Raw genomic sequence first — 25,493 nt, 5'->3', positions numbered from 1 at the left:
TTTGAAGAGAATATCATGACCGAACAGTTTGCCACCGTCATCCCCCTACCCGCACCCGTCCTACTGCCGATTGAAGGCGAAACCGCATCTTTCCCCGTCCGCCGCGTCTATTGCGTCGGCCGCAATTATGCCGACCACGCGATCGAAATGGGCCACGACCCCAGCCGCGAACCGCCCTTCTTCTTCCAGAAGAACCCGGACAATCTTTTGCCGAATGGCGATTTCCCCTATCCGTCGTTGTCGTCGGATGTGCACCATGAGGTCGAGCTGGTGATCGCGCTGAAAAGCGGCGGCGCCGACATTCCGGCCGATCAGGCGCTGGATTGCATTTACGGCTATGCCGTCGGCATCGATTTCACCCGCCGCGACCTGCAGGGCGAAGCCAAGAAGCTCGGCCGCCCCTGGGAAATCGGCAAGGCCTTCGAACACTCTGCCCCCGTTTCCGCTCTCGTCCCGGCAACGCGCGTCGGACATCCCGACAAGGGCGGTATCTGGCTGATACGCAACGGCGAGTCGGCGCAGAGGGGCGACCTGTCGCAGATGATCTGGAAGGTGCCTGAGATCATCGCCGAGCTGTCGAAACTGTTCACGCTGGCGCCCGGCGATGTCATCATGACCGGCACCCCGGCCGGCGTCGGCCCTGTTACGCGCGGCGACAAGATCAGCTGCGCCGTCGATGGCGTCGCGACGCTGGTGCTGAACGTCGTTTGATCGAGGAGAAATGCGATGCCGCTCTATGCCCTTTCCGGTCTGGTGCCGAGGACGCCTGATCCCGGCCGCTATTGGATCGCGCCGGACGCAAGTGTGATCGGCAAAGTGGAACTCGGCGAAGATGTCGGCATCTGGTTCGGCGCGGTCCTGCGCGGCGACAACGAGCCTGTTGTCGTCGGCAAAGCTACGAACATCCAGGAAGGGGTGCTAGTGCACACCGATCCCGGTTTCCCGGCCACGATCGGTGAGGGCTGCACCATCGGCCACCATGCGATCATCCACGGCTGCACCATCGGCGACAATTCGCTGATCGGCATGGGCGCTACCGTCCTGAACGGCGCGAAGATCGGAAACAATTGCCTCGTCGGTGCCAATGCACTGGTTACCGAAGGCAAGGAATTTCCGGATGGCTCGTTGATCGTCGGCGCACCGGCCAAGGCGATCCGCGTTCTGGACGAGGCTGCCATCGAAGGCCTGCGCCGCTCAGCCCGCAACTATGTCGCCAATTGGCAGCGCTTTGCGCGAGATTTGAAACGGCTGGATTGAGAGATTTCCTGCATCGATCGCCCAAGCCCTGGAGGACGGTAGCGCCGGTCGTGTCGCCGCGCCGATGACATTACAATCCATGCGATGAGAAGTCGTAGAGCGACGAGTTCACCCAGCCTTTGCCGAATGCGATCGCGCCCTTGCGGTTCAGCACGACATGCCGCCACCTCGGATTTGACGTCTTCGATCGCAGATAGCTCATGCAAAGAACTTCCAGCCTTTCCGCCCCGGCCGGGTTTCTCCATAAAGCCCCATTCTTGTTGGCATCCGTGACGTGACCGCTAGTGCCCGTTCGGCTCGCCAGGAAGTCGCAGATAAGGTCGTCCACCTTGTCGGGCCGGTTCAGCGCGATGAAATCCTTCACGGCCTGCGGCGTCAGTCCCTCGAGATCACCGTTCTGCGTTGCCACATCGAAAAACCAGCAAAACAAGCGCTTGGATGCCTGTGTGCCATTTCGCGTGTTTGCCCACCTATCCGCCCACCGATAGGCTGTGTCGGCAACTGCATCGATGCGGATCTGCTGTTGCGTGCGCATTTCGGGCGTCCCCATCAGCGTACGCAATTCCGATTTCGCCAGGGCTTTCAAAGTCGTCCCGTTTTGCCAGCCGCGAACGATGGCAAGCCCATCCCTGATCGAACCCGAACATGCCTGCCACATCTCTGCCCCGAATGTCGGCATCGCCGCCAACACGACAGGTTTGCCCGCCGCCCTTACGAGCGGCTGGAGCGAGCCAAGGCCGATATTCCATTGCAAGGCGCCACAGGAAATCCCCATCCCGTCGAAATCGCCGGAGACGCCCTTGAAAGGGTCGCCCGAGGTTTCGAATCCGGGCGTGATCGCTACGGCTGACGCGGTCCAGTCTTGTGGTGCGTTGGGCATGTCCGTCCCCCCAGATCGGCTCGGACTAAAATCACATTAGGCATTCGAGAATGGCGACCCACGGAATCTCTCTGCCCGAGCTGGTCACCCGATTTCTCAAGTAACCGGTATCAGTCAGCTTGAGGCGTTTCTGGTCGACATTGTCTTTGATGTTGCCGCCCATGGTCAGCGCGTGCGTCGCAGTCAGCCCAATGACGATGTCGCCGTGCGAGGGATAGAAACTATCTGCCTCATAGATCATCGCCGCTTTTTCGTAATTATAGGTAAGGGCATATTCGCGCCCCCCGACGATGATATCGCCGACCTTCGGTTTATAGGCATCGCTCTTTCGCGCCTTGTAGCCGAAATTGTTGATGGCACCGCTCGCCTGGTCCATTGCTTTCTTGACATAGTGGCAATGCGCCTGGGTGTAGAGAAATTTTGTCCCCGCCCCGCCAGTCTTCACGCAGAAGGAAACAAAGGCTGAAGACCAAGCCGGTCTTACGCCATCGGAGACGGTCCTGCCATCGAGCTGGTTGTTGCCAACGCTCTTCCAGTAGTCTTTCACAAAGAGATAATAATCCTTGCTATGCTGCGGCCTTCCCCAGGTTTCTTTTCCCGCTCCATTGTCCCAGCGGGCATATTCCGCATTACAGGCCGCTACCAGATCGTTCGTGAACTGTGTCATTGTTACCCCCCAACAATAACCTCCGGTAACCGAAATTAGATGGCACAATTCTGAGGGGAGTCAATATATTAGCAAATAGTAATTTAAAACTAGAAACCACATCTTCCTAAACTTGGACACCAAAACCAGACGTTGACCTACGACGTCGACGCCGGATATCGCGAGGGCTGGAAGCATCCATCAGGCGGCGCAGCTTGCGCAGTGCCCTCGGATTTCGATGGTCGACTTCTCCGCCTTGAACTTCTGCGATTTCAGCCAGTCCATCAGCCGGTGATCCACTTCATGATCGTGGAATTCGATTACCTGGCCGCAACTCTCGCAGATAGCGAAGGCGACGAGGCCGTGGCTATGGCAATTCTCATCCGGATGGGCGCAGGCGACGAAGGAGTTGATGCTCTCGAGGCGATGGACGACACCATATTCCAGCAACTTGTCCAGCGCCCGATAGACCTGCAGCGGCGCGCGAAAACCATGGTCTCGCAGCTTGTCGAGGATGGTATAGGCGCTTAGCGGCGCCTCCGCCTTGGTCAGGACATCGAAAACAAGCGTCTGGTTCTTGGTGAGTATCGGAGTGGTCATGATTCCTGTCCTCCCTGTTGCGCCGTCGGCGCGCCAGCCCTGCGGGCAAGGGGCAGCAGACTGATGATAAACAGAATGAGCGCCGCGACAACAATCGACGGGCCGGAGGGCGTGTCGTAACGCAATGAGCCGAACAGCCCGCCGACGACGGCAATAGCACCGATCAATGAGGCGAAAACCGCCATCATCTCAGGCGTCGCGGCAAAGCGGCGAGCGGTCGCGGCAGGAATGATCAGCAGCGCGGTGATCAGCAGGATGCCGACGATCTTCATGGCGATGGCAATGACGACTGCCATCAGCAGCATGAAGAACAGCTTCGCTCGCTCCGGCTGCAGGCCCTCTGCTTCGGCCAGCTCCGGATTGACGGTGGACGCGAGCAAGGGCCGCCAAAGCCAGGCAATCGCCGCCAATACCAGAATGCCACCGCCCCAGATCAGCGCGATATCCGAGCGGCTGACCGCAAGGATATCGCCGAACAGGAAAGCGATGAGATCGATCCTTACCCAGCTCATGAAAGCGACGATGACGAGGCCGATCGCTAGCGTCGCATGCGACAGAATGCCGAGCAAAGCATCCGCCGACAGTGCCTGCCGGCGCTGAAGGAACAGGAGCAGGATCGACACAGCCGCTGCGACCGCGAAGACGGAGAGCGTCAGATTGAGCTGGAAGAGCAGCGACAGCGCCACACCGAGCAGCGCCGAATGCGAGATCGTGTCGCCGAAATAGGCCATGCGCCGCCAGATGATGAAGCAGCCGAGCGGCCCGGTGGTCAGCGCCAGCCCGACGCCCGCAACGACGGCGCGCAGGAAGAAATCGTCAAACATGGCGTTCTCCTGCGGCATGCTGATCATGATCATGGTGAGCATGGTCATGATCGTGATGGTCATGGCCGTGATGGCCGTCATCCGCGCGGCAGTTATCGGTGATCGAGCCGTCAGCATGCTGCACGCGGCCGTCGGGCAGGTGCGTATGGTCGTGATGATGGCTGTAGATCGCCAGCAATTGCGCCGCCCGCGTGCCGAACAGCCTGACATATTCCGGGCTCTGAGTGACCGCTTGTGGCGTGCCACGGCAGCAGACATGGCCATTGAGACAAACAACGGTGTCAGTCGCGGCCATGACGACGTGCAGATCATGCGAGATCAGCAGAATGCCGCAGCCTTCTGAATTGCGGATCGATTTGATGAGATCGTAGAGCGCGATCTCGCCATTGAAGTCGACGCCCTGCACCGGTTCGTCCAGCACCAGCAGGTCCGGTTTGCGGGCAATGGCGCGCGCCAACAACGCCCGTTGAAACTCGCCGCCGGAGAGATGCTGCACTTCCGCCTTGGCGAGATGGGCGATACCCACCGCCTCCAAAGCCGCTTTCAGCTCCGGTTCGGGCAACGGCCCGGTCAAGGTCATCAAACGATGGACGCTCAGCGGCAGGGTCCAGTCGATAGCGAGCTTCTGCGGGACATAACCGACTTTGAGACCGGCGATGCGCTCGACGCTGCCCTCATCCGGCTTCAACACGCCGATCGCAGTCTTAGCGCTCGTCGACTTGCCGGAACCGTTCGGGCCGATCAGGGTGACGATCTCGCCGCGGCTCACTGAAAAATCGACGCCGCGCACCAACCAACGTCCGCCGCGGCGGACGCCGACGTCATGGAGCGACACTAGTGGTCGGCTCTTGTTGTCCACGGAAGAAAGCATGAAATTTCCATTTGCGCTGTTGCGCCTTGCTATCGCACACGTTATAGCATAACGCAATTGATGTAATAACATAACAGAACCCATTCAAGGGCAATATCGCATGATCCTGCCAAAGGCCATCTTCCCCCTTGCCGCATCGCTTTTGTTTTCCGGGCTATTCGCCGCCCCCGCACTCGCAAGCGATCCGCCGGAAGTCGTGGTATCGATCAAGCCCGTTCACTCCCTCGTCGCCGCAATCATGCAAGGCGTCGGCACACCGGACTTGATCGTCGATGGTGCCGCCTCACCACACACCTACGCGCTGAAACCATCGAATGCGCGGGCACTGGAAGGCGCAAAGGTGGTCTTCTGGGTCGGTCCCGGCATGGAGGCTTTCCTGGAAAAGCCCCTCTCGGCCCTCGGCTCGAACGCGCTCGTCGTTGAACTCGATAAGGCGCCGGGCATCGCCAAGCTGAAATTCCGTCAGGGCGGCGCATTCGAAGCGGATGACGATGGCGACGAACCGGCGGCCGACGCGGGCGATTCGCAAGATCACGACGACGGTCATGGACAGTTCGACACGCATCTTTGGCTCGATCCGCACAATGCCAAGGCGATGACGGCTGAAATCACCACCACATTGGTCGCAGCCGATCCCGCCAACGCCCTGACCTATGAAGCGAACCAGAAAGCGCTGGACGACAAGTTGGACGCGCTCGATACGGAAATCGCTTCGACCGTCGCGCCCGTAAAGAATAAGCCCTTCATCGTCTTCCACGATGCCTATCAGTACTTCGAGCGCCGCTACGGGGTGCATGTCGCAGGCTCAATCACGGTAAGCCCGGAAAGCATCCCCGGCGCGGAACGGGTGGCGGAAATCCACGGCAAGGTCGCCGATCTCGGCGCCACCTGCGTCTTTGCCGAGCCGCAATTTGAGCCGAAATTGGTCAATGTCGTCATCGAGGGCACATCCGCAAAATCCGGGGTGCTCGATCCGGAAGCGGCGACACTGCCGCAAGGGCCGGATCTCTATTTCGACCTGATGCGCAACATCGCCAATTCCCTGAAGACCTGCCTCTCCTGAGAGAGACAATATATCGACGAAAGCAGCGGGCCATTTGCTCGCTTTTTTCACAATTGGAAACGTAATGATATTACATTACAAATGAGGTTGCCATGAACAGGAAACTCCCGGTCACCGTCCTCTCCGGTTTTCTCGGCGCCGGCAAGACGACGCTGCTCAACCATATCCTCAACAACCGACAAGGCCTGCGCGTGGCGGTCATCGTCAACGACATGAGCGAGGTCAACATCGATGCCGCGCTGGTGCGCGACGGCGGCGCCGATCTCTCGCGTACGGAGGAGCAATTGGTTGAAATGACCAATGGCTGCATCTGCTGCACGCTGCGTGACGATCTCCTGAAAGAGGTGCGCCAGCTCGCCGAGCAGGATCGCTTCGACTATCTGCTGATCGAATCCAGCGGCATATCCGAGCCCCTACCGGTCGCCACCACCTTCGAATTCCGCGACGACAACGGCGCAAGCCTGTCGGACGTTGCCAAACTCGATACGATGGTGACGGTGGTCGATGCCGCCAACCTGCTTGCCGACTATGGTTCGACCGATTTCCTCGCCGATCGTGGCGAGACCGCCGGCGACGGCGACAACAGGACCCTGGTGGATCTCCTCGTCGAACAGATCGAGTTCGCCGATGTCGTCGTCCTCAACAAGGTCGGCACGGCGACTGCAGACCAGCGCGATGCTGCGCGCAAGATCATCGTCGGCCTCAATCCGGATGCACAGCTTATCGAGACCGATTTCAGCGTTGTGCAACTGTCCGACGTTCTTGGTACAGGCCGCTTCGATATCGACCGCGCCGAGACGCATCCGCTCTGGTACAAGGAGCTGCATGGCTTCAGGGATCACATTCCCGAAACGGAGGAATACGGCATACGCTCCTTCGTCTATCGCGCGAAGAGACCCTTGGACCCCACAAAATTTCAAGCATTCCTCAATCGCTCATGGCCGGGCGTCGTGCGCGCCAAAGGCTTCTTCTGGCTCGCCACTCGGCCGCACTATGTCGGCGAGATGAGCCAGGCTGGCGCGCTGGTTCGCACCGGCAAGATGGGCCTCTGGTGGGCCTCTGTACCGCAAGAGCAATGGCCACGCGATCCCGCCTTCAAGCGGGCGATTGGCCCCTACCTCGATCCAATCTGGGGAGATCGCCGCCAGGAACTGGTTTTCATCGGCGCCGATCCCATGGATCAGCAAAAGATAACTGCCGAGTTGGACGCCTGCCTGATCGAGGCCAACGAATTCACGCCCGAGCGCTGGAGAAATCTGCCAGACCCCTTTGCGAGCTGGAACAGGTCGGCCGCATGAGCGAACCCCACGCCATAGACTTCCGCTGCCTTTGCTTCGAATGCGAGGTGGATGGGAGCGAAAACGAATTCGTAGCAAGAGACTCGAAGGTCGGTTCCTCGGCTTTCGATGACGAAGAGGAAGAGGACAACTACATAAGCGCCCGCACATTTGCGGGCGTGATCGAACGTCTATTGTTCGGAGCCTGAATGGACCGGTCAAGCCACCAGCATGTTCGCCGGAACAACGCCGACTTCATGCACGACCAACAGAGCGCCGATCACTTCGCCTCTCGACTTGGTCGCACGCAGCGGCGTCATCCGGCAATGCAAGGTCTTGTTTGCCTCTGCCGGGCGATAGGCCGGATAGAGGCAATCAACCGTCTCGCCAGCAAAGCACGCGTCGAGCTTGATCTTGACGCTGTTTTCAAACCGTTCGGGACCGATGAACTCTGAGAGGTGCCGGCCGACCAGCTCGATCGGTTTCGACTCCAGGAATTCGGAGTTGGCCGCATTGCTGTAGAGATAGCGATAATCGCGAGTGATGACGGCGACACGGTCCGGCAGGCTGTCGAGAATGACATCGTTCAAAACGTTGTCTTCGTCGAAACCCGCAACCTCGCCGACGTGCTCGTTTTTCTCTGTGGAAAACGCCATCAGCACTTCGGCCGCAGCCTCGCTGGCGCCGCCGAAATAGCGATCGATCAACGAAGACAAAGACGCAGAATTGCGCACCACCCGTGAGCGGTCATCCGATTCCTCGCGGATGAGATTGCTCATAAATTGCAACTGCATGTACATTTCGAGAAGACTGGTGGCTTTATAGGCTAGGATCGCTGTGACGAGCGGCTCCAATTCGCGATCAAGTGAACCTACAAGTTCATCATCACCCAGTTTGATCGCCCGTTGAATCTGGGTGCATTTCATGGAGAAGGCATGAAAGAGTGCCAGCAAAGTTGCCCTCCTGTCCTTGCCCATAGTTCAGCATCGGGCCTCATCCCGACACGACCATGACCAAGAATCTTCAGCCTGGCGTCCGCTATCTCGCCAAACTTTCTTGCGATTGAAATAACATGACTTACCCTCACATTCAATCCTGGTGAATTGAAGTTCTCGGGGAAGGCGAATTTTTCGAAAGGCAAGACTTACCCAAGGTCAAATATGGGACCTCATCGGCCTTACATTGGTTCATTCTGCTACGAATGGTTTTATTTAAGTAATTTCTTAAAAACAGACTTTTTGATATTCCAGCGGTCGTGATACCACAGCCACTGCTCAGGATACTCCCTCACCCAGCTTTCTACCTTGTCGTTCAGCAACTGCGCCGTCGCGGGCAAATTGAGATTGCCGCGCTCGTCGCGGGGCATCTCCAGTCTCGGTTCGATCTCCAGCCGATAGCGATTGCCGGGCAACCGGATGCAGCGAGCTGGGTAAACCTCGCAATCGAACTGACGGACCAGTTTCGGCAGCAGCGGATTGGTCTTGACGTCGCGACCGAAGAACAGCGTCTTCAACCCCTTGCGAAATTTCTGGTCGACCAGCACGCCGACGCCGCCGCCGGCCTCCAATTGCCGCGCCAGGGTGAAAGACGATCCCGCATGCGAGGGCACGAGGTTACCCATGCGCTTGGCGCGAAAATCGAAAACCTTCTGTGCCACGTAGGGATTGTTCGGGGGGCGAAAAAGCACGGTGACCTTCAGTCCGAAGGACGCTCCCGCGACCGGCAGCAGCTCGAAATTGCCGGTATGCCCGGTAAAGACGATAAACGGCCGCGGATTTTCCCTGAGATCGAGAAAGATCGGAATGCCGGATACCTCGATACGGCCCGGCTCCTCGCTGAATGGATCGAAATCGAACAGCCGGTCAAGGAAGACATATTCCGCCGCCAGTCGCCCCATATTGCCCCAACTCGCCAGCGCAATCTGGCCGATTTCTGCCTCGCTCTTCTCAGGAAAAGCGTTGCGCAGATTGGTCATCATCAGCTTGTGCCGGCGCATGCGCGGCCCGATCTTGCGGGTCAGCCAATCAGCGAAGTTGATGCCGCCGTCTGCCGGAAACAGCTTCAGGAAATTCAGAAAGCCGAAGATGATCTGGGCGATCAGCCATTGACGGAAATGCCTGACGGCAAGCACGATCCGGGTAAGGACGAGCTTCACGCCGGTTAATCCATCTTGAGAATGATCTTGCCGAAAATCTGGCGCGATTCCATCCGCTCCAGCGCCCGGTCGATATCGCCAAAGCTCACTTCGGTGTCGATCACCGGATGCACCAGTCCGCGCGCCATCTTTTGCATGGCATTCGCCATGTTTTCCATCCGACAGCCGAAGGAGCCGAGCAGCTTCAACTGCTGCTGGAACAACATCATCAGGTTCATCTCGGTGGAGACGCCCGAGGTCGAGCCGCAGGTAACGAGACGTCCGCCGCGCTTCATGCACAGCATCGAACCGGCCCACGTATCTTTCCCGACATGTTCGAAGACGACGTCGACGCCCTTCTTCTTGGTCAGTTTGCGCACGACGCCTTCGAAGCGGTCGGTGCGATAGTTTATGACGTGATCGGCGCCGAGCGCCTTGGCCTTCTCGATCTTGTCGTCGGAGCCGACCGTCGTAATGACGGTGCAGCCGATCTTCTTGGCAAGCTGGATTGCAGCCGTGCCGATGCCGGAACCGCCGGCATGGACGAGAATAGTTTCACCCGGCTCCAGCTTGGCGTTATCGAACAGCATATGCTCGACAGTGCCGAAGGTGACCGGCGCCAGTGCCGCACCGATCGCATCGACACCGGGAGGAGCCGGGACCAGCAGGCGTGCCGGCAGATTGACCTTCTCCTGTGCGAAACCATCGAGATGGAAACCATGTACGCCGCCGACATGTTCGCAGAGGTTGTCGCGGCCTTCACGGCAATGGCGGCAGAGCCCGCAGGTGCGCGCACCATAGATCGACACGAGCTGGCCCGGCAGCACATTGGCGACCCCCGGTCCGATCGCTTCGACGACGCCGGCGGCTTCCGCACCGATGACGAGCGGCATCTTGCGCTTGGCGAACGCCATCCCGCGCCAACCCCAGACATCGATATGATTGAGCGCGACCGCTTTGACGCGCAGGGTCACCTCACCCGCACCAGGAGCCTCGGGCTCTGGTAGATCGGTGATCTCAAGTTTGCGGTCGTCGATCAATTGCAAAGCGCGCATGGCAAAATCCCCCGCCCCTCGGGCGCAGTAATGTCTTTTTCTTCGAAGGCCCGATTAAGCCGGTTCGAGCGCCATGACAAGGCTGGCGTTCTGTCCGCCGAACCCGAAGGAGTTCGAAAGGATGGCGCCTACCTGCTTTTCGCGCTTCTTGTTCGGCACGACGTCGAGAATGATCGACGGATCGGGATTGTTGTAGTTGATGGTCGGCGGCAGCGTACCAGTGAGCATCGTCTGCAGCGAGAACACGGCTTCGACCGCGCCGGCTGCCGTAAGCGTGTGGCCGATCATCGACTTGTTGGACGATACGGGGATAGTCGGCAACCGTTCACCAAAGACGGCGGACATCGAACCGTATTCCATCTTGTCGTTTTCCGGCGTCGAGGTGCCGTGCGCGTTGATATAACCGATATCGGTCTCCGCCATTCCCGCATCGGTAAGAGCAGCCCGGATCGTTGCGATCGCGGGGCCGCCGTCCGGCGACGAGCGCGTACGGTGGAAGGAATCGGCCTTGTCGCCGGCACCCTTCATGATGCCGAGGATCTTCGCACCGCGGGCCAGTGCTGATTCCAGTGATTCCAACACCAGCGTTGCGGCACCTTCTGCGATGACAAAGCCGTCGCGATCCTTGCTGAACGGCTTGGATGCCTTGGTCGGCGGGTCGTTTTGCGTCGACAGCGCCGAAAGCAGCGAAAAGCGGATCAGCGCTTCGGCACTGAGCGAGCCATCAGTCGCGACCGTCAGCGCTCGCGTCGTGCGGCCCTGCCGGATTGCCTCGATGCCGAGCTGGATCGCGGTAACGCCCGATGCACAGGCGGTGGATAGGGTTACAGGCAGGCCGCGCGTGCCGAAACGGTCGGCAAGACGCTCGGAAATGGCACCGAACAGGGCTGCCTCGTGGAATGCCGGATCGGGGCGCTCACGCATTGCGGCAAGGAAGCGCTCATAAACATCGCCGGGATGATCCGCCGGCGGCGAACGGTCGGCCAGATCGAAGCGCGCGCTCCATTCCGGTTCGATCGGTGGTGCGGCAAGGAAAAGCGGCGCATTGAAATCGCCGGAAATGCCGGCTTGGGCCAACGCCTCGATCGTGGTCTCGCGGGCGAAGGCATAGGAGCGCTCGACGGCGTTCGGCACCGGGATGTCGATGAAATCCACCGTGCCGGCAATGCGCGTCGAAAGCCCGTCGGTCGGGAAGCGGGTGATGCCGTGGATGCCAGACGTACCTGAAGAAAGCGCGTTCCAATTATCCTGCAATCCCTGGCCGAGCGAGGTGATGATGCCCATGCCGGTAACGGCGACGATCGGGCGGCCAAGATGATCCTTATAGGCGGATGCGGTCATGATCTTAACTCCTCACGCTTCGGCTGAAAGTACAGCGACGCCTTCTCCGCGCGCATGACCAATGGTAGTCACGACAGCCTTACGCGCGCCGGCTGCCATCGGCTTTTCGTGCGTCGTATCGAAGGGCGGCACCTTGGCCTTGTTGGCGACGGCAAGCGCTGCGAAAGCGATTCCGAGCGGAAACTGGCTCTCCAGCCCATGACCAGAAATGCCGGAATAGGCGCGAATAGCGGCGGCCGGAAGCTGTGCTTCGAGCACGGCTTTTTCGCGCTTGGCAAGATCGGGGATCGCTGTGGTGCCTGAAAAGACAACGGTCGACTCTTCCTGGCCCTGCTTGGCGGGCGTAAGCATGCGCTCCAGCCGCGCCTCGAACTTGCCGTCGTCACGGCGACCGCGATCGCCCTCGACTGCATCGATGGTCGCATAGATGAGCGCCCCCCGGCCTTCCGCATGGGCACGCGATTCCAGCACGAGGAAGGCGCTCAGTGATCCCATGATCATGCCGCCGCCGTCTTCCGACTTGCGCGACCAGATGGGATGCCAATCGCCGAGGGCATGTGCATTGACCGACTCGATCAACAGGATCATGTCCAGACGCTCAGCCGAAAACGCGCCGCCCACCAATGCATGGCTCGATTCGCCCGACTTGATACGATGGAAAGCGGTTTCGACGGCGGAGATGCCCGAAGCCTCCTCGCCCATGAAGGTCCGCGACGAACCAGTGACTTTGTGAACGATGGAAATATTGCCGGCGAGCAGATTGGAAAGCTGTGCCAGGAACAGCGTTGGACGGAGCTCGGTCGTCAGCTTCTCGTTCAGAAGCAGCTCGCGGTCGTTGCGCTTCAGGCCCTCGTCGACAATCAGCGTATCGACATTGAGATCGCGCTCGCCACCACCGGCCGCAACGATCATGTCCATGCTGCCGCAAGCCTCGAGATCGTCCTTGAATCCTGCATCATCCAGCGCCAGGCCAGCAGTGAAGACGCCAATACGCTGCCAGTTTTCCATCTGCCGTTGATCGCCGCGCTTCGGGATCTGCTGCGACCAGTCGATCTCCGGCAACGGATGCACGGGATAGGGCTTGAATTTCTCGGTTTCGACGATGGTCGGCGGCACCTTGTCCGATGTCAGCACGGCGACATGCGCATCCTTGCCGACGCCCTGACAGGTAACGATACCGATACCCGTGATCACCACATCATTCTGAGCCTTGCTCATTCATCAATCCTCTTAGAATGCGGCGCCATGCAAGCCGGAAACCTCAGCCATTGGCGGCGATGGCATCGAGAAGCCCAACCTCGCCTGCCCGCTTGCGCACGATATCGGCGAGCGGCACCTCATTAAACGGCATGGTGCGCAGCTTCAACTGCGCATCGCAGATCTTCTTGCCGGCTATGGTGATCCGCGCCTTGGTCACCGCAAAGCCCGAACCGTCATGCTCCAGTTCCGCAACGATGTCGAGTTCGGCTTCCGGCTCGACGAAGGTGCGCATCTTGGCGCCGTCGACTGACATCAGGAACGGCATATAGGCAAATTTCGTCGCCGCGAGCACGAGCATGCCCGACGCCTGTGCCATGGTTTCGATCAGGAGGACGCCGGGAACAAGCGGCATGCCGGGAAAATGGCCTTCGAAAACAGGGCTCTTCGCCGGGACAACCGAATGCGCCTTCAAAAGGCCCTTGGACAGATCGACCGATTCGACCCGGTCAATCATCTGGAAATATTCCAGCAGCATCAACGCCTCCGATCCGACCCGGTGACACGTTATGGCCCGGGCAGGATACGATAGTTAAGAATGAAACCGCCCGGCCGCCATATTCAGGAGCGGCTGGGCGTCAAAAAAAGCAAAGACGTTGCTCAGCCCTTGGCGGCGCGCAGTTCGTCGATCTTGGCGCAGAGATTCTTGAGGACGAAGTATTCCTCGGTCGAAACCTTGCCCTCGTTGACTTCCTGCGTCCATTGTTCCAGCGGAATCTTGATGCCGAATTCCTTGTCGATGGCAAAGACGATGTCCAGGAAATCGAGGCTATCGATGCCGAGGTCGTCGATCGTGTGGCTCTCTGGGGTGATCGTTTCACGGTCGATTTCGCTTGTCTCAGCGATGATGTCGGCAACTTTGTCGAATGTAGCAGTCACGCCCATACCTCTTGAAATGATAATTCAACCCTCCTCATAGGGAAATCCATTCCAAAAGCCAATGGTTTCCACCCGAGACCCCCGTAATTTGGCGAAGCACTGTTGCCTAAACAGCAAAGATACTTCCGATGCACAATTGCCGGAATAACGGCCGACATGCGGGCAAGATGCGGCAGTATTGCGGCTTAGCGACAAAGCAAAGCAAATTAGTTGCAATCCCACCCATATCGCCCGAGCAAAGAGCAAGCGACGATCATTGGTTGATGACGATACGCGTGTTGCTCAGGCCCACCTCCGATGTCAACGAGAAGAAAGTCGCGGCGTTTCGCGGCTCGAGACGGACGCAGCCATGCGAGGCGGGCCGGCCGAGATGCTTCAGCTCATAGGTGCCGTGCACTGCATAGCCGCCATTGAAAAACACCGCATAAGGCATAGGCGCATTGTCGTATTTCTTCGAGCGATGATCGCGCGACAGCCATTTCGCCGTATAGGAACCGGTTGGGGTCACATAGCCCCTGCGTGCCGTCGATACCTTCCAGCGATACTTGAGAACGCCGTCCTCGGAAACGGTCATCGTCTGCGATCGGAGATCAATATTGGCAAGAACAGTCGCAGCCTGTGCTGAAGCGACATGAAACTGCAGGCATAGACATGCGGCAGCGGCTGCCAGTATTCGTTTCATCTTGTCCCCTTCCATCGTTTGCTTCTTTTTGAAACAATTCCGACGGACGGAAAAACTATCACCTCTCTAATTATACTAGATTAATACAGATAATGAACAATTCGTTAATGCGGACCGGCCAATTACAACAGCAACAGGAAGGCGATAAAGGCAACGAGCGTCAGCATTGTGCATGCCGAATAGAAGATCGAGATGCCGGCCTCGACATCGCTGACGGTGGCGATATCGCGGCCGGAACCGTTGATCATCGGTTCGCGCACGACCTGGCCGCCATAGACGCGCGGCCCGGCAAGCTGGATATCCAGGGCCCCCGCCATCGCCGCTTCCGGCCGGCCCGAATTCGGCGACCGATGCAGCCCGCCGTCACGGACCGCAACGCGAATGGTATTGCCGAGCGCCGAAATCCCCTTCTTGGCGAGTGCGCCGGCGGCAATCAACAGAATCGACAGCCGCGCGGCCGGCCAGTTGGCGATGTCGTCCAGCCGGGCGGCAGCCCAGCCGAAGTCGATATAGGTCTCGGATTTATGGCCGATCATCGAATCGGCGGTATTCAGCATCTTGTAGACAAACAGGCCCGGCAGGCCGAAAACGGCATACCAGAGCGCCGGCGCCACGACGCCATCCGAGAAATTCTCGGCAAGGCTCTCGATCGCGGCGCGGCAAACGCCGGGCTCATCCAACGTTTCTGGATCACGGCCGACGATACGCGATACGGCGCGGCGTCCACCGTCCAATCCCTCGCTGCGCAACGCCTTTGATACCTCGCCGACATGGTCGGCCAGGCTCTTCTGCGCCAGGAAGATCGCCACCAGCCCTGCCTCGACCAAGATGCCGAGCCAGCCGAAAAAGGCGAGCAGTCCATGCACGGCCCAGCCGGCAATGACCGCGCCGAACAGCAGCGCGACGATCGACATCACGCCGTTGCGGCGGCGCGTCAAACCCGGCAGTTCTTTTGCGTTGAAATGGCGGTCGAAGAAGGAAATCGCCCTGCCGAACAGTACGACGGGATGCGGCACGCGCTGCCACAGCCAATCGGGATCGCCGATGATTCGGTCCAATAGCAATGCCAGAATGAGGATAAGCAAGTGTTCGTCGGTCATCATATCGAATAATCCTCGAGCGCCCCGGCAAGCCTGCGATCGGCCTCCTCGTCCGGAGCAAGACCAATACGCAGCCAATTCGGCGCATAGTCGAACTTGCGGACGAGAATATGATGGCGGCAAAGATGCGAATATATGTCGCTTGCATGGTCGTCGGCAACAAGCGCGAATAGGCCGGTGCCTCCGACCGTCTTGAGTTTGGCCCCGCTCAGAACAATGTCCAGCGCCGCCCGCCGATCGAGAATGCGGTTGCGAATGGTGGTCGTGTCACCCGCCATCAGGGAGGCGGCCAGTGAAAGCGCCGGTCCGGAAACGGCCCAAGGGCCGAGCCAGTCTTCGAAACGCTCTGAGATCGAGGCTTCCGCGATGGCGAAACCGAGGCGCAGACCGGCTAACCCAAAAAATTTGCCGAAGGAACGAAAGATGATGAGGTTCGGCATCGAGGAAGCATACGGCGCAAGGCTGCTTTCCGGCTCCATATCCCCGAACGCTTCGTCGACTACGAGCATGCCGTCTCGATCCTGCAGCCGATCATGCAATTCCCGCAACCGGTCGACGGACAGCGTTCGGCCATCCGGATTGTTGGGATTGACGGCGATGACCAGATTGCGCCCGAGACTGAGATCACCGATCTCGGCAATCTTAAGGGCAGGCAGATTGGCCAGCGCAAAGGCGCGGGCATATTCCCCGTAGGTCGGCGACAGGATGGCGGCACCGCTCACCGATCCAAGCCGCGGCAGAAGCTGGATCACCGATTGCGTACCCGGGACCGGCAACGGCAGGATATCGCCGCTGCGATAATAGATCCTCGCCGCCTCCCTCGTCCGTTCCACCAGATGCTGGTCCGGCAGCCGGTGCCAGGCTGAAACGGGAATCTCCGGCAAAGCGACGGGATTGGGATTGATGCCGGTCGACAGATCGAGCCAGTCCTCCGGTCGTCCGCCGTAAAGACGAGCCGCTGCCGTGATGCCACCGCCATGCACGATCCTGTTCGTCATGCGGCGTCACCACCAAGGTCGATCAGGTGCATGTAGGACCCAGCGACATTGCCGCGTTGCAGGCCGGCCGTGCCAAGATCTGCCCCAAGCGCGTCCTTGACTTCAAACAGCCGATCAGCCGCGCCTTCGGAGACGATAGTCGAATAGTGAAATTCATGTGCCGTCATCGGCCGCTCGAAGAAAGAACCGGCAAGTGGTGTCACGCGCCGGTAACCGAGATGCCGCTGGCGCTTCTCATAGCTGGTGACGACCGGTAGCAGGCCGAGCATCTCATGGCGCACGCCGGTCGCATCCACCAATCCGTCGCCAAGCACCATATAGCCGCCGCACTCGCCATAGATTCGCACACCGCGCGCGGCTGCAGCCTGTATCGCCCCATGAAAATGGGTCGCGGTGGCAAGCTTGCCCGCATGCAGTTCCGGGTAGCCGCCCGGCAGGTAGATAGCGTCTGCATCCGTCATCGGAGCCTCATTGGCAAGCGGCGAGAAAAACGAAATCTCCGCCCCGCGCCGGCGCCAGCCAAGCAGCATATGCTCGTAACAGAAGGCGAAAGCGATATCGCGCGCGACAGCGATGCGTTGTCCAAACGGCATCAGCCGGGCAATGTTGGCGGCCGATGGCCGGACGATATTCTGGTGGGCAGCGCGCAGCAGCAATCCGAAATCACATGCCTTGGACAGCGTCTCCGCCGCATGTTCGATGAATTCCTCAAGCCCCGCATGTTCCCCCGCCTGCACCAGCCCGAGATGCCGCTCCGGCAGCGTGAGCCCCTTGTCGCCGCGAATGACGGCGGCCACGGGAATACGCACGGCCACCAATGCCCGGCGCAGCATTGCCTCGTGCCGGTCGCTGCCGACGCGGTTAAGGACGACGCCGGCGATGCGGACATCGGCGCGGAAATTAGCAAAGCCGCTGACCAGGGCGGCAACCGATTGGGACATGCGCGAGGCATCGACCACCAGCACGACAGAAAGCCCAAGAAAAGCAGCGAGATCAGCCGGCGTGCCGGAACCATCCGCCGCGCCATCGAACAGCCCCATCATGGCTTCGATGACCAGCATTCTTCCGCCGGCACGATGCAGCGCCGAATTGGCGGAGATCAATTCGCGCCGCATGCCCCAGGGATCGAAATTGAGGCAGGGCGAACCGCTGGCAGCCGCGAGGAAGGCGGGGTCGATATAGTCAGGGCCGGCTTTGCCCGGCGCCACTGCGATCCCCCTTTTCCGCAAAGCCCGCAAGAGGCCGAGCGTAACCGTGGTCTTGCCCGAGCCCGAGGCGGGCGCGGCGATCAGCAGGCCGCTCATGCCGATACCTTGTGAGCGGCACCCGCCCGCACTTCCGTCTCCGGCAGGAGCTTGCGGCCGGATAGAGCCCCCAGCCAATCGAGGGAGGGCCGCAGCCGTACGACATCGCCGACCACGACGATCGCCGGCGGTTCCAGGCCGGACGCAGCGACATCGGTCTCAGCCTGCCCCAGCGTCGTCTCCAACACCTGCTGCGCCTGCGTGGCCGCATTGCAGACGAAAGCGACCGGCTCGTCGGCCGAACGGCCGGCGGCGATGAGATTGGCGCTAATCTGCGCAATATGCTTCATCGCCATGTACATGACGATGACGGGCGAGCCCCTGCCGATCGCTTCCCAATTGATCGCGTCCGGCACAACGCCGGAGGAATCGTGGCCCGTCAGGAAGGTGACGGCATGATTGACGTCGCGATGGGTGACAGGAATGCCGGCATAAGCAAGACCGCCGATACCGGCGGTAATGCCCGGCACGATGCGGAACGGAATGCCGTGTTCGACCAGCATCAACGCCTCTTCGCCGCCGCGCCCGAAGACAAAGGGATCGCCGCCCTTCAACCGCAACACACGCTTGCCCGCACGCGCCAGCTCGACAAGGCGCAGCGAAATGTCCCGCTGCTTGGCGGACGGCTTACCGCCGCGCTTGCCCGCATATTCCAGCATTGCACCGGGATGGGCGAGTTTCAGGCAATCCTCGTTGACGAGCGCATCGTGCACGATGATATCCGCCTCCGCCAATCCTTTGGCCGCGAGCAAGGTCAACAGCCCGGGATCACCCGGCCCGGCGCCAACGAGCCAGACGGAGCCCGGCTCCAGGGCCGGCAGATTGGAAAATGCGGTATCGTTCATCCCACCTGTCCTATGCTCGGATGGCCAAAATTGCAATCTTGAGAATGGGATAAGGCGGCTCCAGGCTCGACTCCCATCTCCATCCCGGGATGATAGGACAGACCGGATCTCAGTGGCAGCGGCGCTGCGCTATTCGCTTTTCCCCAAGCGACGAAGACCGCAAGGAAAAAGACGATTTCATCGCTCAAATTCTTTGATTCGAATTGTCAGAGGGCCGGCACAACAATTTGATAATATTAGAAAATAGACAGTCGCGCGAACAAGTATCTTTTGGAGAGGACGGCGTAACCGCCCTCTCCAAATCTGATCTCAGTGGTTCGCCTTGTCGAGAATCACATCGCGGATCAGATCGATAACCGTTTGGGAGCGGATGCCTGTGCAGACGATCTGGCTCGGCAGATTGTCCCATTCGCTCGGCGGAAAACGTCGGCCGTTCGGTTTGACGATGGTCTGGCCGTCGGCAATGCCGCCGCAGACGACACGGACCGCACCTTCGATGGTATCGAACAGTTCCGGCGCCACGACATAGACGCAGGCGCAGCTATCATGCACCATCATGCCGTCGTCCACTGCATGGCTATAGAAGTCGATATAGGATTGCGACAGGTCCGACAACAATTGCACGGACGGACCGCCGGCCTTCGCCATCTCGGCAAGATAGCTGCGGCTCATCGTGGTAATCGCGGTCACGTCGAGGCCGACGACCACGACTTTCCAGGATGCGGTCATGACGGCATCGGCGGCTTCCGGATCGCCATGGATATTGGCTTCCGCCACCGGCGTTACGTTGCCCGGAACATAGAAATTGCCGCCCATAATGACGACATCCTTTACCAGCCTGGCGATCTCAGGATCGTGCTTTAGCGCCAGCGCCAGATTGGTCATGCGGCCGACGGCGACCAGCGTTACCTCGCCCGGATTGGCACGGACAGTATCGATGATGAACTGATAGGCCGGACGCGGATCGGTCGGCAGCTCGATCGTTGCCGGAACCGCAATATCGCCAAGGCCGTTGTGGCCGTGCACGGAGGTGGGCCAAGCCCGCTCCTGCCGCGACGGATCGAACGTGACGCTGGCGCCACGGGCAACCGGGCACGGAATGCTCCACTCGCGCTTCAGAAACAGCGCATTGCGCGTGGTCGTGTCGACGGAAGCATTGCCGAACACCGTGGTGACGCCGAGAAGATCGATATCCGGATGACGGTGCAGGAAGAGAAGCGCCATAGCGTCGTCGACGCCAGGGTCCGTGTCGTAAATGACCTTGTGCATGATTTTTCCTTGTTATCCTTTTGATGAGCCTGACCTTATCCAAAAACCGCGCCGCAGTTTTAGGGATCAAGCTCCGAAGTCGCCGGGACCCGCGCGAACCGCGAACGGCGAAATGCCTCACCATAGCCACGGCCGCCATTTCTGCAATATCGGATGCAATTTCATCGCAGGGTGCGACAAAACAATGCCGGCGAGCCGACAATTCAGCCGATTTTCGCAATCGCAGCAGTGGCAAAGCCGGATTTTATTTTTGGAAGAACAAGCTCCGCGATGGGTCCAGCAGCAGCCAGGGCGGCGGCTTCGGCGACGCCGTGGCAGCCGACGTGAGCGAAGACGAGTTCCGACGGATTCTTCAAGCGCGGCGTCTCACGTTCCAGTGTTGCAGCATCAAAAAAAAGCAGCGGCAGGCGAAGATGGGCCGCCACCTCCAGTATCGCCGGTTCGTTATTCCGCGTATCGATCGAAGCAATCGCAAGGACCTGATCGACCTCTATCCCGATCTCCCGCAAAGCCCGTTCAGCAAGCAGACGCACATCGTTCCAGTCTGTATCGCGCTCGCAACCCAGGCCGAGAACATAGCGGCGGGTGGAAACAAGGGAGTGATCGGACGGCGTCATGGGAAAAGAGCCTCGCAGGGAAAGTCAGGAGAATCTGCCGTTGCCGCGCACCATGCTAGGGCGCGTCAAAAGCACACTCACGCGACCATCTACAGAACCATCCTCCTGCCCGTCAATTTCACCGACTGTGTCTCAACTGCAATTGCGGTTGCGCCGGTCGAATGCAAGAAGGCGCACGAAACCCCATGCCTCCGAGTTTCTCGCCTTGCAAGACATCACCCTTCATCTGCTGCTTCTGCTCTTCGCCGCCGCCTTCTTCGCCGGTTTTGTTGATTCGATTGCCGGTGGCGGCGGGTTGATCACCGTGCCTGCCATGCTGCTTGTCGGCATCCCGCCGTTGCAGACGCTCGGCACCAACAAGCTGCAATCGATCTGCGGCGCGGCTTCCGCGACCATTGCCTATGCCCGCCAGGGCCATGTGCAGCTTCGTACGCAGTTACCGATGGCGTTGATGGCCGTCGGCGGCGGCATGTTGGGCGCGACGCTGGCGACGATCATGCCCGGTGACGTCCTGCGGATCGTCCTGCCATTCCTCTTGATCGCCATAGCGCTTTATTTCGCCTTCAAGCCCAATCTCAACGATATCGAAAAACACGGCCGCATGAGCGCAACCCTCTTTGGCTTCACCTTCGTGCCGCTGATCGGCTTTTACGATGGCGCCTTCGGTCCCGGAACGGGCTCGTTCTTCATGCTCGCTTTCGTCACACTCGTCGGCTTCGGCATGCTGAAGGCGACTGCGCATACGAAGCTATTGAATTTCGGCTCCAACCTCGGCGGTTTGATCGTCTTCATCTTCTCAGGCGTCATCCTCTGGAAGGTCGGCCTCACCATGGGGCTTGGTCAGTTCCTCGGCGCTCAAGCCGGTTCACGGCTTGCCATGCGCATCGGCGCGAGGCTGATCAAGCCGCTGCTGGTCATCGTCTGCATCGCCTTCGCCATCAAGCTGCTTGCCGACCCGACCAATCCTGTACGCAGCTGGCTGGGGTTTTGATACCAGGCGGCTTTGATTACCTGCCACGTAATTGATAGTGCTGAAGGGCTCACCCATGATCGCCTTGCCTGAATGGTTCAGGTGATCCAAAGGAGTTGACCCTATGACCGATGCGACAACAATTGCCGAACGCTATCTGGCAGTCTGGAACGAGACCGATGCGGAGCGCCGACGCGCCCTCATCACTGAAGCCTGGACTGAATCCTGCACCTACGTCGATCCGCTGATGCGCGGCGAAGGCCATGAGCAGATCGACGCACTGGTCGCCGCCGTGCATACCCGTCTCCCCGGCTTCCGCTTCAAGCTCGCCGGCCCGGCCGATCGCTACGGCGAGAACATCCGTTTCTCCTGGAGCCTCGGCGCCGAAGGCGATGAGCCTCTGATCAAGGGCACGGATTTTGCCATTCTCGACGGCGAAAGGCTGAAAACGGTTCACGGCTTTCTCGACCAAGCCCCGGCGGCCATATGATGATGCCCGCCCGCCCTCTCGGCGACTACTTGCGCGAATGGCGGCAACGCCGCCATTTGAGCCAGCTCGAATTCGCCCTCGAAGCCGAGATATCGCAACGGCATCTCAGCTTCATCGAGAGCGGGCGCTCACTTCCAAGCCGCGACATGCTGATGCATCTCGCTGAGCGCCTGGACGTGCCGCTTAGAGAGCGCAATCCGATGCTGCTGGCCGCTGGTTTTGCCCCGGTCTTCCCGGAGCGTTCTCTGGACGATCCGGCGCTAGCTCCCGCACGCCGGGCCATCGACGTCATTCTGAAGGGCCACGAACCATTTCCGGCACTGGCGATCGACCGGCATTGGACGCTGATCGCCGCAAACGCCGCTGTTGCGCCCCTGCTCTCCGGCGTCGTCGATGCCACGCTGATCAAGCCGCCGGTGAATGTCCTGAGACTCAGCCTGCATCCGAACGGCCTTGCGCCGCGCATCTTCAATCTTCAGGAATGGCGCGCGCATCTGCTGGAAAGGCTGCGCCAGCAGATCGTAGCGACTGGCGACCCGCTGCTTTCCGATTTATTGAAGGAACTCACGGCCTACCCTATGTCGGCAACACATAAGCCAAGCGCGCCCAGCCGCGATTATGCCGGCATCGCCGTACCGCTCGAACTCGTTACCGACGCCGGACGCCTCTCGTTCATTTCGACAACCACTATCTTCGGCACGCCCGTCGATATTACCCTGGCGGAACTGGCGATCGAATCCCTTTTTCCTGCGGATCAGGCGACGGCCGAGGCGTTGAAAGAGATGGCCGCACTCGTGCAGGAGAGTTGATGAAACCGCTCGACCAAGCGCTTTCTATCTCGATGGCCCGACGTTCGGGCAAGTTTTTCAGTCGCTAACCCAACACAAACTCTCCCACTTCCAACGCCACGCCGTTGACCATGGCCTCGACCCGGTGCAGCCCCGGATAATGTTTGCGCGTGGTCAGGTCATCCAGGCGCAATGCCTTGGAGAACTGCGCCGTTTCGCCGGACGCCAATGAAACTGAGGTCAGCTTGAAAACCTTTGGCCTTGCCAAGCCGTTGGCCTTGACGAAGTGCACGGCAAAATCGACCAGCAGGGATTGCGCGGCTTCTCCGTCGTTAACGAGGGAAAAGCCGATGCGGACGATATCGCCCATCTGCGCCCTCGCCGGCATTATCTCGGCGCTGCCGACGCGAATGCCTTCCGCGCCGGAATAACCCATCGCACCGATCGCATCGGCCTCGCCGCGCTTGACCGCGGAGCGGAGCGCGTGGCGGATCAGCCGTCGACGCTCCTCCGGCGCATCCACGCCCCAGCGGCGCACCGTGTCGATGAGAATGCCGGGATGATCCTTGCCGATATCGTTGAGATTGTTGGCGACGGAACGCCGGACATAAAGCTCCGGATCGTCCTTCAGCAGCTCCAGCAGCTCCAGCACGGGCGCCGGATCGGCCTGGAAGCCGCGGAGCCGCTGAGCCCACGGAAGGCGCGGGCGAGTGCCTTCCGAGACCAGCCGTCGGACATGCACATTGGCGTCGCCGGCCCAGAGGCGCAGCCGCTCCAATGTCTCGTGCTGACGTTTGTCGAGAAAGGTGCGGATAGAGAATTCGGCGGTAAAACGCTTGGTCAGCTCATATTGCGCCCGCATGGACGGTTCGAAGTGTTCGATGCCGTTGTCCGCTACAAAAATCGTATGCGGCAGATAAAGAAACGGCGTCATGCCGAAATTGTCGCTGCCATCCATTTCCGGACCCAGCGAGCGAATGAGAATATCGACCGCCTTGGGATAATCTCCAGGCAAGAACGCCTTGAGGCTACGCGCAATCGCCCGCCCGCGATCCATCAGCTCCAGCGGCTCATACCCGTCGAGCGTCGCGGCAACGAACCTGTTCCTGTCGAATGCCGGATGCACCGCGCCGATCATTTCGGCGATACGGGTCGGCACCTCAGCACCGAAGCGATCCTTCAGCCGTTCCGCCATGCTATCCCTCAAAAGCTCCGCAGTTGTTCGAAGTGCAGCACGCTGGTGCCGGCATTGGCAGCATCGATCTGCATGTGATCGAAATAGTCGAGACAGTCCTTGCTCGCATGTACCTTCGGCATCGCGGCGGCCGCGTCAGCATGAGAGCGCCACCAAATGACATCGACATAGGTGCCATCACTGGCGCGCACCAATTCGCGATTGAGATAACCGGGCTGTTGCTTCAAAAAGCGATCCTGCATTTTTGCAGCCGCTGCCAGAAGCGCGCCTTCGGATACGTCGCGGCGAAGCCTGAATGGCGCCCATTCCATAACTTTTCCCGTCATCGTCTTATCCTCGGGTTGAGTCAGATCGCCCTTCCTTATTGCTTAATAGGACAGATAACGACATATTTCAGCCATGGCACGCAAAGCAGATGGAACAAGGCTGAACAGGCTGGAAGAGCTGAAAGGGCTGCTTCGCGAACGTGAGCACGCGACCGCCGCCGAGCTCGCGGCCGAGATGGGCGTCAGCCTGCGCACCCTCAACCGCGACATTGCACTGCTACGCCAAAGCGGCCTGCCGATCGACGCCGACCGTGGCCGTGGCGGCGGGATGCAACTGCATCGTAGCTGGTCGCTCGGCCGGCTTCATCTCGATCATCTCGAAACGATCGACCTGCTGCTCAGCATCACCATTGCCGAAAAAGTCGGCTCGCCTTTGCTGTTGCAGTATCTGACTTCGATCAAGCGCAAGGTGTCCGCTGCCTTTGCCGAAGGCTACCAAGGCCGCATCCGCGACTTGCGTCGCCGCATCATCGTCGGCGGGCCAGCAACGCTCAACGTCGTCAATAGCTACGTCCCGCCGAGCCGGGCCAATCTTGCACTTGTGTCACAAGCCTTCTTCGAGCAGCGGCAAGTGATCATCGATTACGAGGCACGCGACGGCGTTGTGACAAGCCGCCGGATCGAGCCGCAATTCCTCTATTTGAATGCGCCCGTCTGGTATCTCATCACCTGGGATCACCTGCGCGACGATATCCGCACCTTCCGTGTCGATCGCATCCGCTCGGCCGAACTGCAATCGACTACTTTTCGCGTCGGCGATCCGAAGATCTACATCGCCGCTGCCGATCAAAGCGCCTCGCTTCTCTAGAGTGCCGTGCGTTCACT

The 25,493-nt window shown here is 59.8% G+C and carries 30 protein-coding genes; 9 read left to right on the top strand and 21 right to left on the bottom strand.

The annotated features are described in order from the left end of the window. Positions 1-15 precede the first annotated feature (15 nt). Together FHT86_RS05445 and FHT86_RS05440 are read left to right on the top strand one after the other, a co-directional pair. Positions 16-711, top strand: a complete 696-nt coding sequence (locus FHT86_RS05445) for a fumarylacetoacetate hydrolase family protein (protein ID WP_133705860.1) — start codon at positions 16-18, stop codon at positions 709-711. Between the two features lie 15 nt (positions 712-726). Then, on the top strand, positions 727-1,257 hold the full coding sequence (locus FHT86_RS05440; protein WP_133705859.1) for a gamma carbonic anhydrase family protein: 531 nt from the start codon (positions 727-729) through the stop codon (positions 1,255-1,257). 70 nt (positions 1,258-1,327) lie between these two features. On the opposite strand, the gene FHT86_RS05435 is transcribed toward FHT86_RS05440, so the two are convergent. The 5 genes from FHT86_RS05435 to FHT86_RS05415 all read right to left on the bottom strand — a co-directional run bounded on the left by FHT86_RS05435 (position 1,328) and on the right by FHT86_RS05415 (position 5,078). Further along, positions 1,328-2,137: a peptidoglycan-binding domain 1 protein gene (locus FHT86_RS05435; protein ID WP_133705858.1), complete on the bottom strand. Its 810-nt coding sequence runs from the start codon at positions 2,135-2,137 to the stop codon at positions 1,328-1,330. Between the two features lie 31 nt (positions 2,138-2,168). Further along, entirely contained in the window at positions 2,169-2,804 is a 636-nt protein-coding gene (locus FHT86_RS05430; protein ID WP_133705857.1) for a DUF2272 domain-containing protein, read from the bottom strand. Positions 2,805-2,984: 180 nt separating this feature from the next. Continuing rightward, positions 2,985-3,383: a Fur family transcriptional regulator gene (locus FHT86_RS05425; protein WP_133705856.1), complete on the bottom strand. Its 399-nt coding sequence runs from the start codon at positions 3,381-3,383 to the stop codon at positions 2,985-2,987. Beyond that, on the bottom strand, positions 3,380-4,207 hold the full coding sequence (gene znuB / locus FHT86_RS05420; protein ID WP_133707082.1) for a zinc ABC transporter permease subunit ZnuB: 828 nt from the start codon (positions 4,205-4,207) through the stop codon (positions 3,380-3,382). The genes FHT86_RS05425 and znuB overlap by 4 nt, the downstream gene beginning before the upstream one ends. Beyond that, positions 4,200-5,078 (bottom strand): metal ABC transporter ATP-binding protein, encoded by an 879-nt coding sequence (locus FHT86_RS05415; RefSeq protein ID WP_133705855.1) that lies wholly within the window; start codon positions 5,076-5,078, stop codon positions 4,200-4,202. The genes znuB and FHT86_RS05415 overlap by 8 nt, the downstream gene beginning before the upstream one ends. Before the next feature lie 100 nt (positions 5,079-5,178). Here FHT86_RS05415 and FHT86_RS05410 point away from each other — a divergent pair, with 100 nt between their 5' ends. From FHT86_RS05410 to FHT86_RS05400, 3 genes are all read left to right on the top strand, one after another. After that, on the top strand, positions 5,179-6,141 hold the full coding sequence (locus FHT86_RS05410; RefSeq protein WP_133705854.1) for a metal ABC transporter solute-binding protein, Zn/Mn family: 963 nt from the start codon (positions 5,179-5,181) through the stop codon (positions 6,139-6,141). A 92-nt stretch (positions 6,142-6,233) separates the two neighbouring features. After that, positions 6,234-7,439 (top strand): zinc metallochaperone GTPase ZigA, encoded by a 1,206-nt coding sequence (gene zigA, locus FHT86_RS05405; RefSeq protein WP_133705853.1) that lies wholly within the window; start codon positions 6,234-6,236, stop codon positions 7,437-7,439. Continuing rightward, positions 7,436-7,627 (top strand): hypothetical protein, encoded by a 192-nt coding sequence (locus tag FHT86_RS05400; protein ID WP_133705852.1) that lies wholly within the window; start codon positions 7,436-7,438, stop codon positions 7,625-7,627. Before zigA ends, FHT86_RS05400 begins: the two co-directional genes overlap by 4 nt. Positions 7,628-7,636: 9 nt before the next feature. On the opposite strand, the gene FHT86_RS05395 is transcribed toward FHT86_RS05400, so the two are convergent. The 14 genes from FHT86_RS05395 to FHT86_RS05330 all read right to left on the bottom strand — a co-directional run bounded on the left by FHT86_RS05395 (position 7,637) and on the right by FHT86_RS05330 (position 20,899). Continuing rightward, the gene (locus FHT86_RS05395; protein WP_133705851.1) at positions 7,637-8,371 is read right to left on the bottom strand and encodes a PAS domain-containing protein; all 735 of its coding nucleotides are present in this window, start codon (positions 8,369-8,371) and stop codon (positions 7,637-7,639) included. Positions 8,372-8,625: 254 nt separating this feature from the next. Beyond that, positions 8,626-9,573, bottom strand: a complete 948-nt coding sequence (locus FHT86_RS05390) for a lipid A biosynthesis lauroyl acyltransferase (RefSeq protein WP_133705850.1) — start codon at positions 9,571-9,573, stop codon at positions 8,626-8,628. A 5-nt stretch (positions 9,574-9,578) separates the two neighbouring features. After that, complete coding sequence (locus FHT86_RS05385; protein ID WP_133705849.1) at positions 9,579-10,607, bottom strand: zinc-binding dehydrogenase; 1,029 nt, start codon at positions 10,605-10,607, stop codon at positions 9,579-9,581. A gap of 54 nt (positions 10,608-10,661) precedes the next feature. Then, positions 10,662-11,948, bottom strand: coding sequence for a beta-ketoacyl-ACP synthase (locus tag FHT86_RS05380; RefSeq protein WP_133705848.1), 1,287 nt, complete (start codon positions 11,946-11,948; stop codon positions 10,662-10,664). 12 nt (positions 11,949-11,960) lie between these two features. Further along, positions 11,961-13,166, bottom strand: a complete 1,206-nt coding sequence (locus FHT86_RS05375) for a beta-ketoacyl-ACP synthase (RefSeq protein ID WP_133705847.1) — start codon at positions 13,164-13,166, stop codon at positions 11,961-11,963. Between the two features lie 43 nt (positions 13,167-13,209). Continuing rightward, the gene (locus FHT86_RS05370) at positions 13,210-13,683 is read right to left on the bottom strand and encodes a 3-hydroxyacyl-ACP dehydratase FabZ family protein (RefSeq protein ID WP_133705846.1); all 474 of its coding nucleotides are present in this window, start codon (positions 13,681-13,683) and stop codon (positions 13,210-13,212) included. Positions 13,684-13,805: 122 nt separating this feature from the next. Further along, entirely contained in the window at positions 13,806-14,090 is a 285-nt protein-coding gene (locus FHT86_RS05365; protein WP_003495848.1) for an acyl carrier protein, read from the bottom strand. Positions 14,091-14,337: 247 nt separating this feature from the next. After that, positions 14,338-14,766, bottom strand: a complete 429-nt coding sequence (locus tag FHT86_RS05360) for a L,D-transpeptidase (RefSeq protein WP_133705845.1) — start codon at positions 14,764-14,766, stop codon at positions 14,338-14,340. 122 nt (positions 14,767-14,888) lie between these two features. Next, entirely contained in the window at positions 14,889-15,869 is a 981-nt protein-coding gene (cbiB, locus tag FHT86_RS05355) for an adenosylcobinamide-phosphate synthase CbiB (RefSeq protein WP_133705844.1), read from the bottom strand. Beyond that, positions 15,866-16,864 carry a threonine-phosphate decarboxylase CobD gene (gene cobD / locus FHT86_RS05350; protein WP_133705843.1) on the bottom strand — a complete coding sequence of 333 codons (999 nt, stop codon included), beginning with the start codon at positions 16,862-16,864 and terminating at the stop codon, positions 15,866-15,868. Before cobD ends, cbiB begins: the two co-directional genes overlap by 4 nt. Beyond that, positions 16,861-18,168, bottom strand: a complete 1,308-nt coding sequence (locus tag FHT86_RS05345; RefSeq protein WP_133705842.1) for a cobyrinate a,c-diamide synthase — start codon at positions 18,166-18,168, stop codon at positions 16,861-16,863. The genes cobD and FHT86_RS05345 overlap by 4 nt, the downstream gene beginning before the upstream one ends. Further along, positions 18,165-19,013, bottom strand: coding sequence for a uroporphyrinogen-III C-methyltransferase (cobA, locus tag FHT86_RS05340; protein ID WP_133705841.1), 849 nt, complete (start codon positions 19,011-19,013; stop codon positions 18,165-18,167). Before cobA ends, FHT86_RS05345 begins: the two co-directional genes overlap by 4 nt. A 309-nt stretch (positions 19,014-19,322) precedes the next feature. Beyond that, on the bottom strand, positions 19,323-20,282 hold the full coding sequence (locus tag FHT86_RS05335) for a nucleoside hydrolase (protein ID WP_133705840.1): 960 nt from the start codon (positions 20,280-20,282) through the stop codon (positions 19,323-19,325). A 203-nt stretch (positions 20,283-20,485) separates the two neighbouring features. After that, positions 20,486-20,899, bottom strand: a complete 414-nt coding sequence (locus FHT86_RS05330) for a cobalamin biosynthesis protein (RefSeq protein ID WP_133705839.1) — start codon at positions 20,897-20,899, stop codon at positions 20,486-20,488. Positions 20,900-21,104: 205 nt separating this feature from the next. Here FHT86_RS05330 and FHT86_RS05325 point away from each other — a divergent pair, with 205 nt between their 5' ends. The 3 genes from FHT86_RS05325 to FHT86_RS05315 all read left to right on the top strand — a co-directional run bounded on the left by FHT86_RS05325 (position 21,105) and on the right by FHT86_RS05315 (position 23,168). Then, positions 21,105-21,890, top strand: a complete 786-nt coding sequence (locus tag FHT86_RS05325) for a TSUP family transporter (RefSeq protein ID WP_133705838.1) — start codon at positions 21,105-21,107, stop codon at positions 21,888-21,890. 103 nt (positions 21,891-21,993) lie between these two features. Further along, positions 21,994-22,359 (top strand): nuclear transport factor 2 family protein, encoded by a 366-nt coding sequence (locus FHT86_RS05320; RefSeq protein ID WP_133705837.1) that lies wholly within the window; start codon positions 21,994-21,996, stop codon positions 22,357-22,359. Beyond that, entirely contained in the window at positions 22,356-23,168 is an 813-nt protein-coding gene (locus FHT86_RS05315; protein WP_133705836.1) for a helix-turn-helix domain-containing protein, read from the top strand. Before FHT86_RS05320 ends, FHT86_RS05315 begins: the two co-directional genes overlap by 4 nt. A 64-nt stretch (positions 23,169-23,232) precedes the next feature. Here FHT86_RS05315 and FHT86_RS05310 read toward each other — a convergent pair whose 3' ends face one another. Together FHT86_RS05310 and FHT86_RS05305 are read right to left on the bottom strand one after the other, a co-directional pair. Continuing rightward, a complete protein-coding gene (locus tag FHT86_RS05310; protein ID WP_133705835.1) occupies positions 23,233-24,342 on the bottom strand; it encodes a DNA alkylation repair protein in 1,110 nt (369 codons plus the stop codon). Positions 24,343-24,350: 8 nt separating this feature from the next. After that, complete coding sequence (locus FHT86_RS05305; protein ID WP_133705834.1) at positions 24,351-24,668, bottom strand: antibiotic biosynthesis monooxygenase family protein; 318 nt, start codon at positions 24,666-24,668, stop codon at positions 24,351-24,353. Positions 24,669-24,741: 73 nt separating this feature from the next. Between FHT86_RS05305 and FHT86_RS05300 the strand changes: the two genes are divergently transcribed. Continuing rightward, positions 24,742-25,476 carry a helix-turn-helix transcriptional regulator gene (locus FHT86_RS05300; RefSeq protein WP_133705833.1) on the top strand — a complete coding sequence of 245 codons (735 nt, stop codon included), beginning with the start codon at positions 24,742-24,744 and terminating at the stop codon, positions 25,474-25,476. Positions 25,477-25,493 lie beyond the last annotated feature (17 nt).

This window comes from Rhizobium sp. BK313, assembly GCF_014193655.1.
Taxonomy (GTDB): domain Bacteria; phylum Pseudomonadota; class Alphaproteobacteria; order Rhizobiales; family Rhizobiaceae; genus Rhizobium.
The sequence above is the reverse complement of the archived record's forward strand: the minus strand, read 5'-3'. Positions and strand labels throughout refer to the sequence as shown.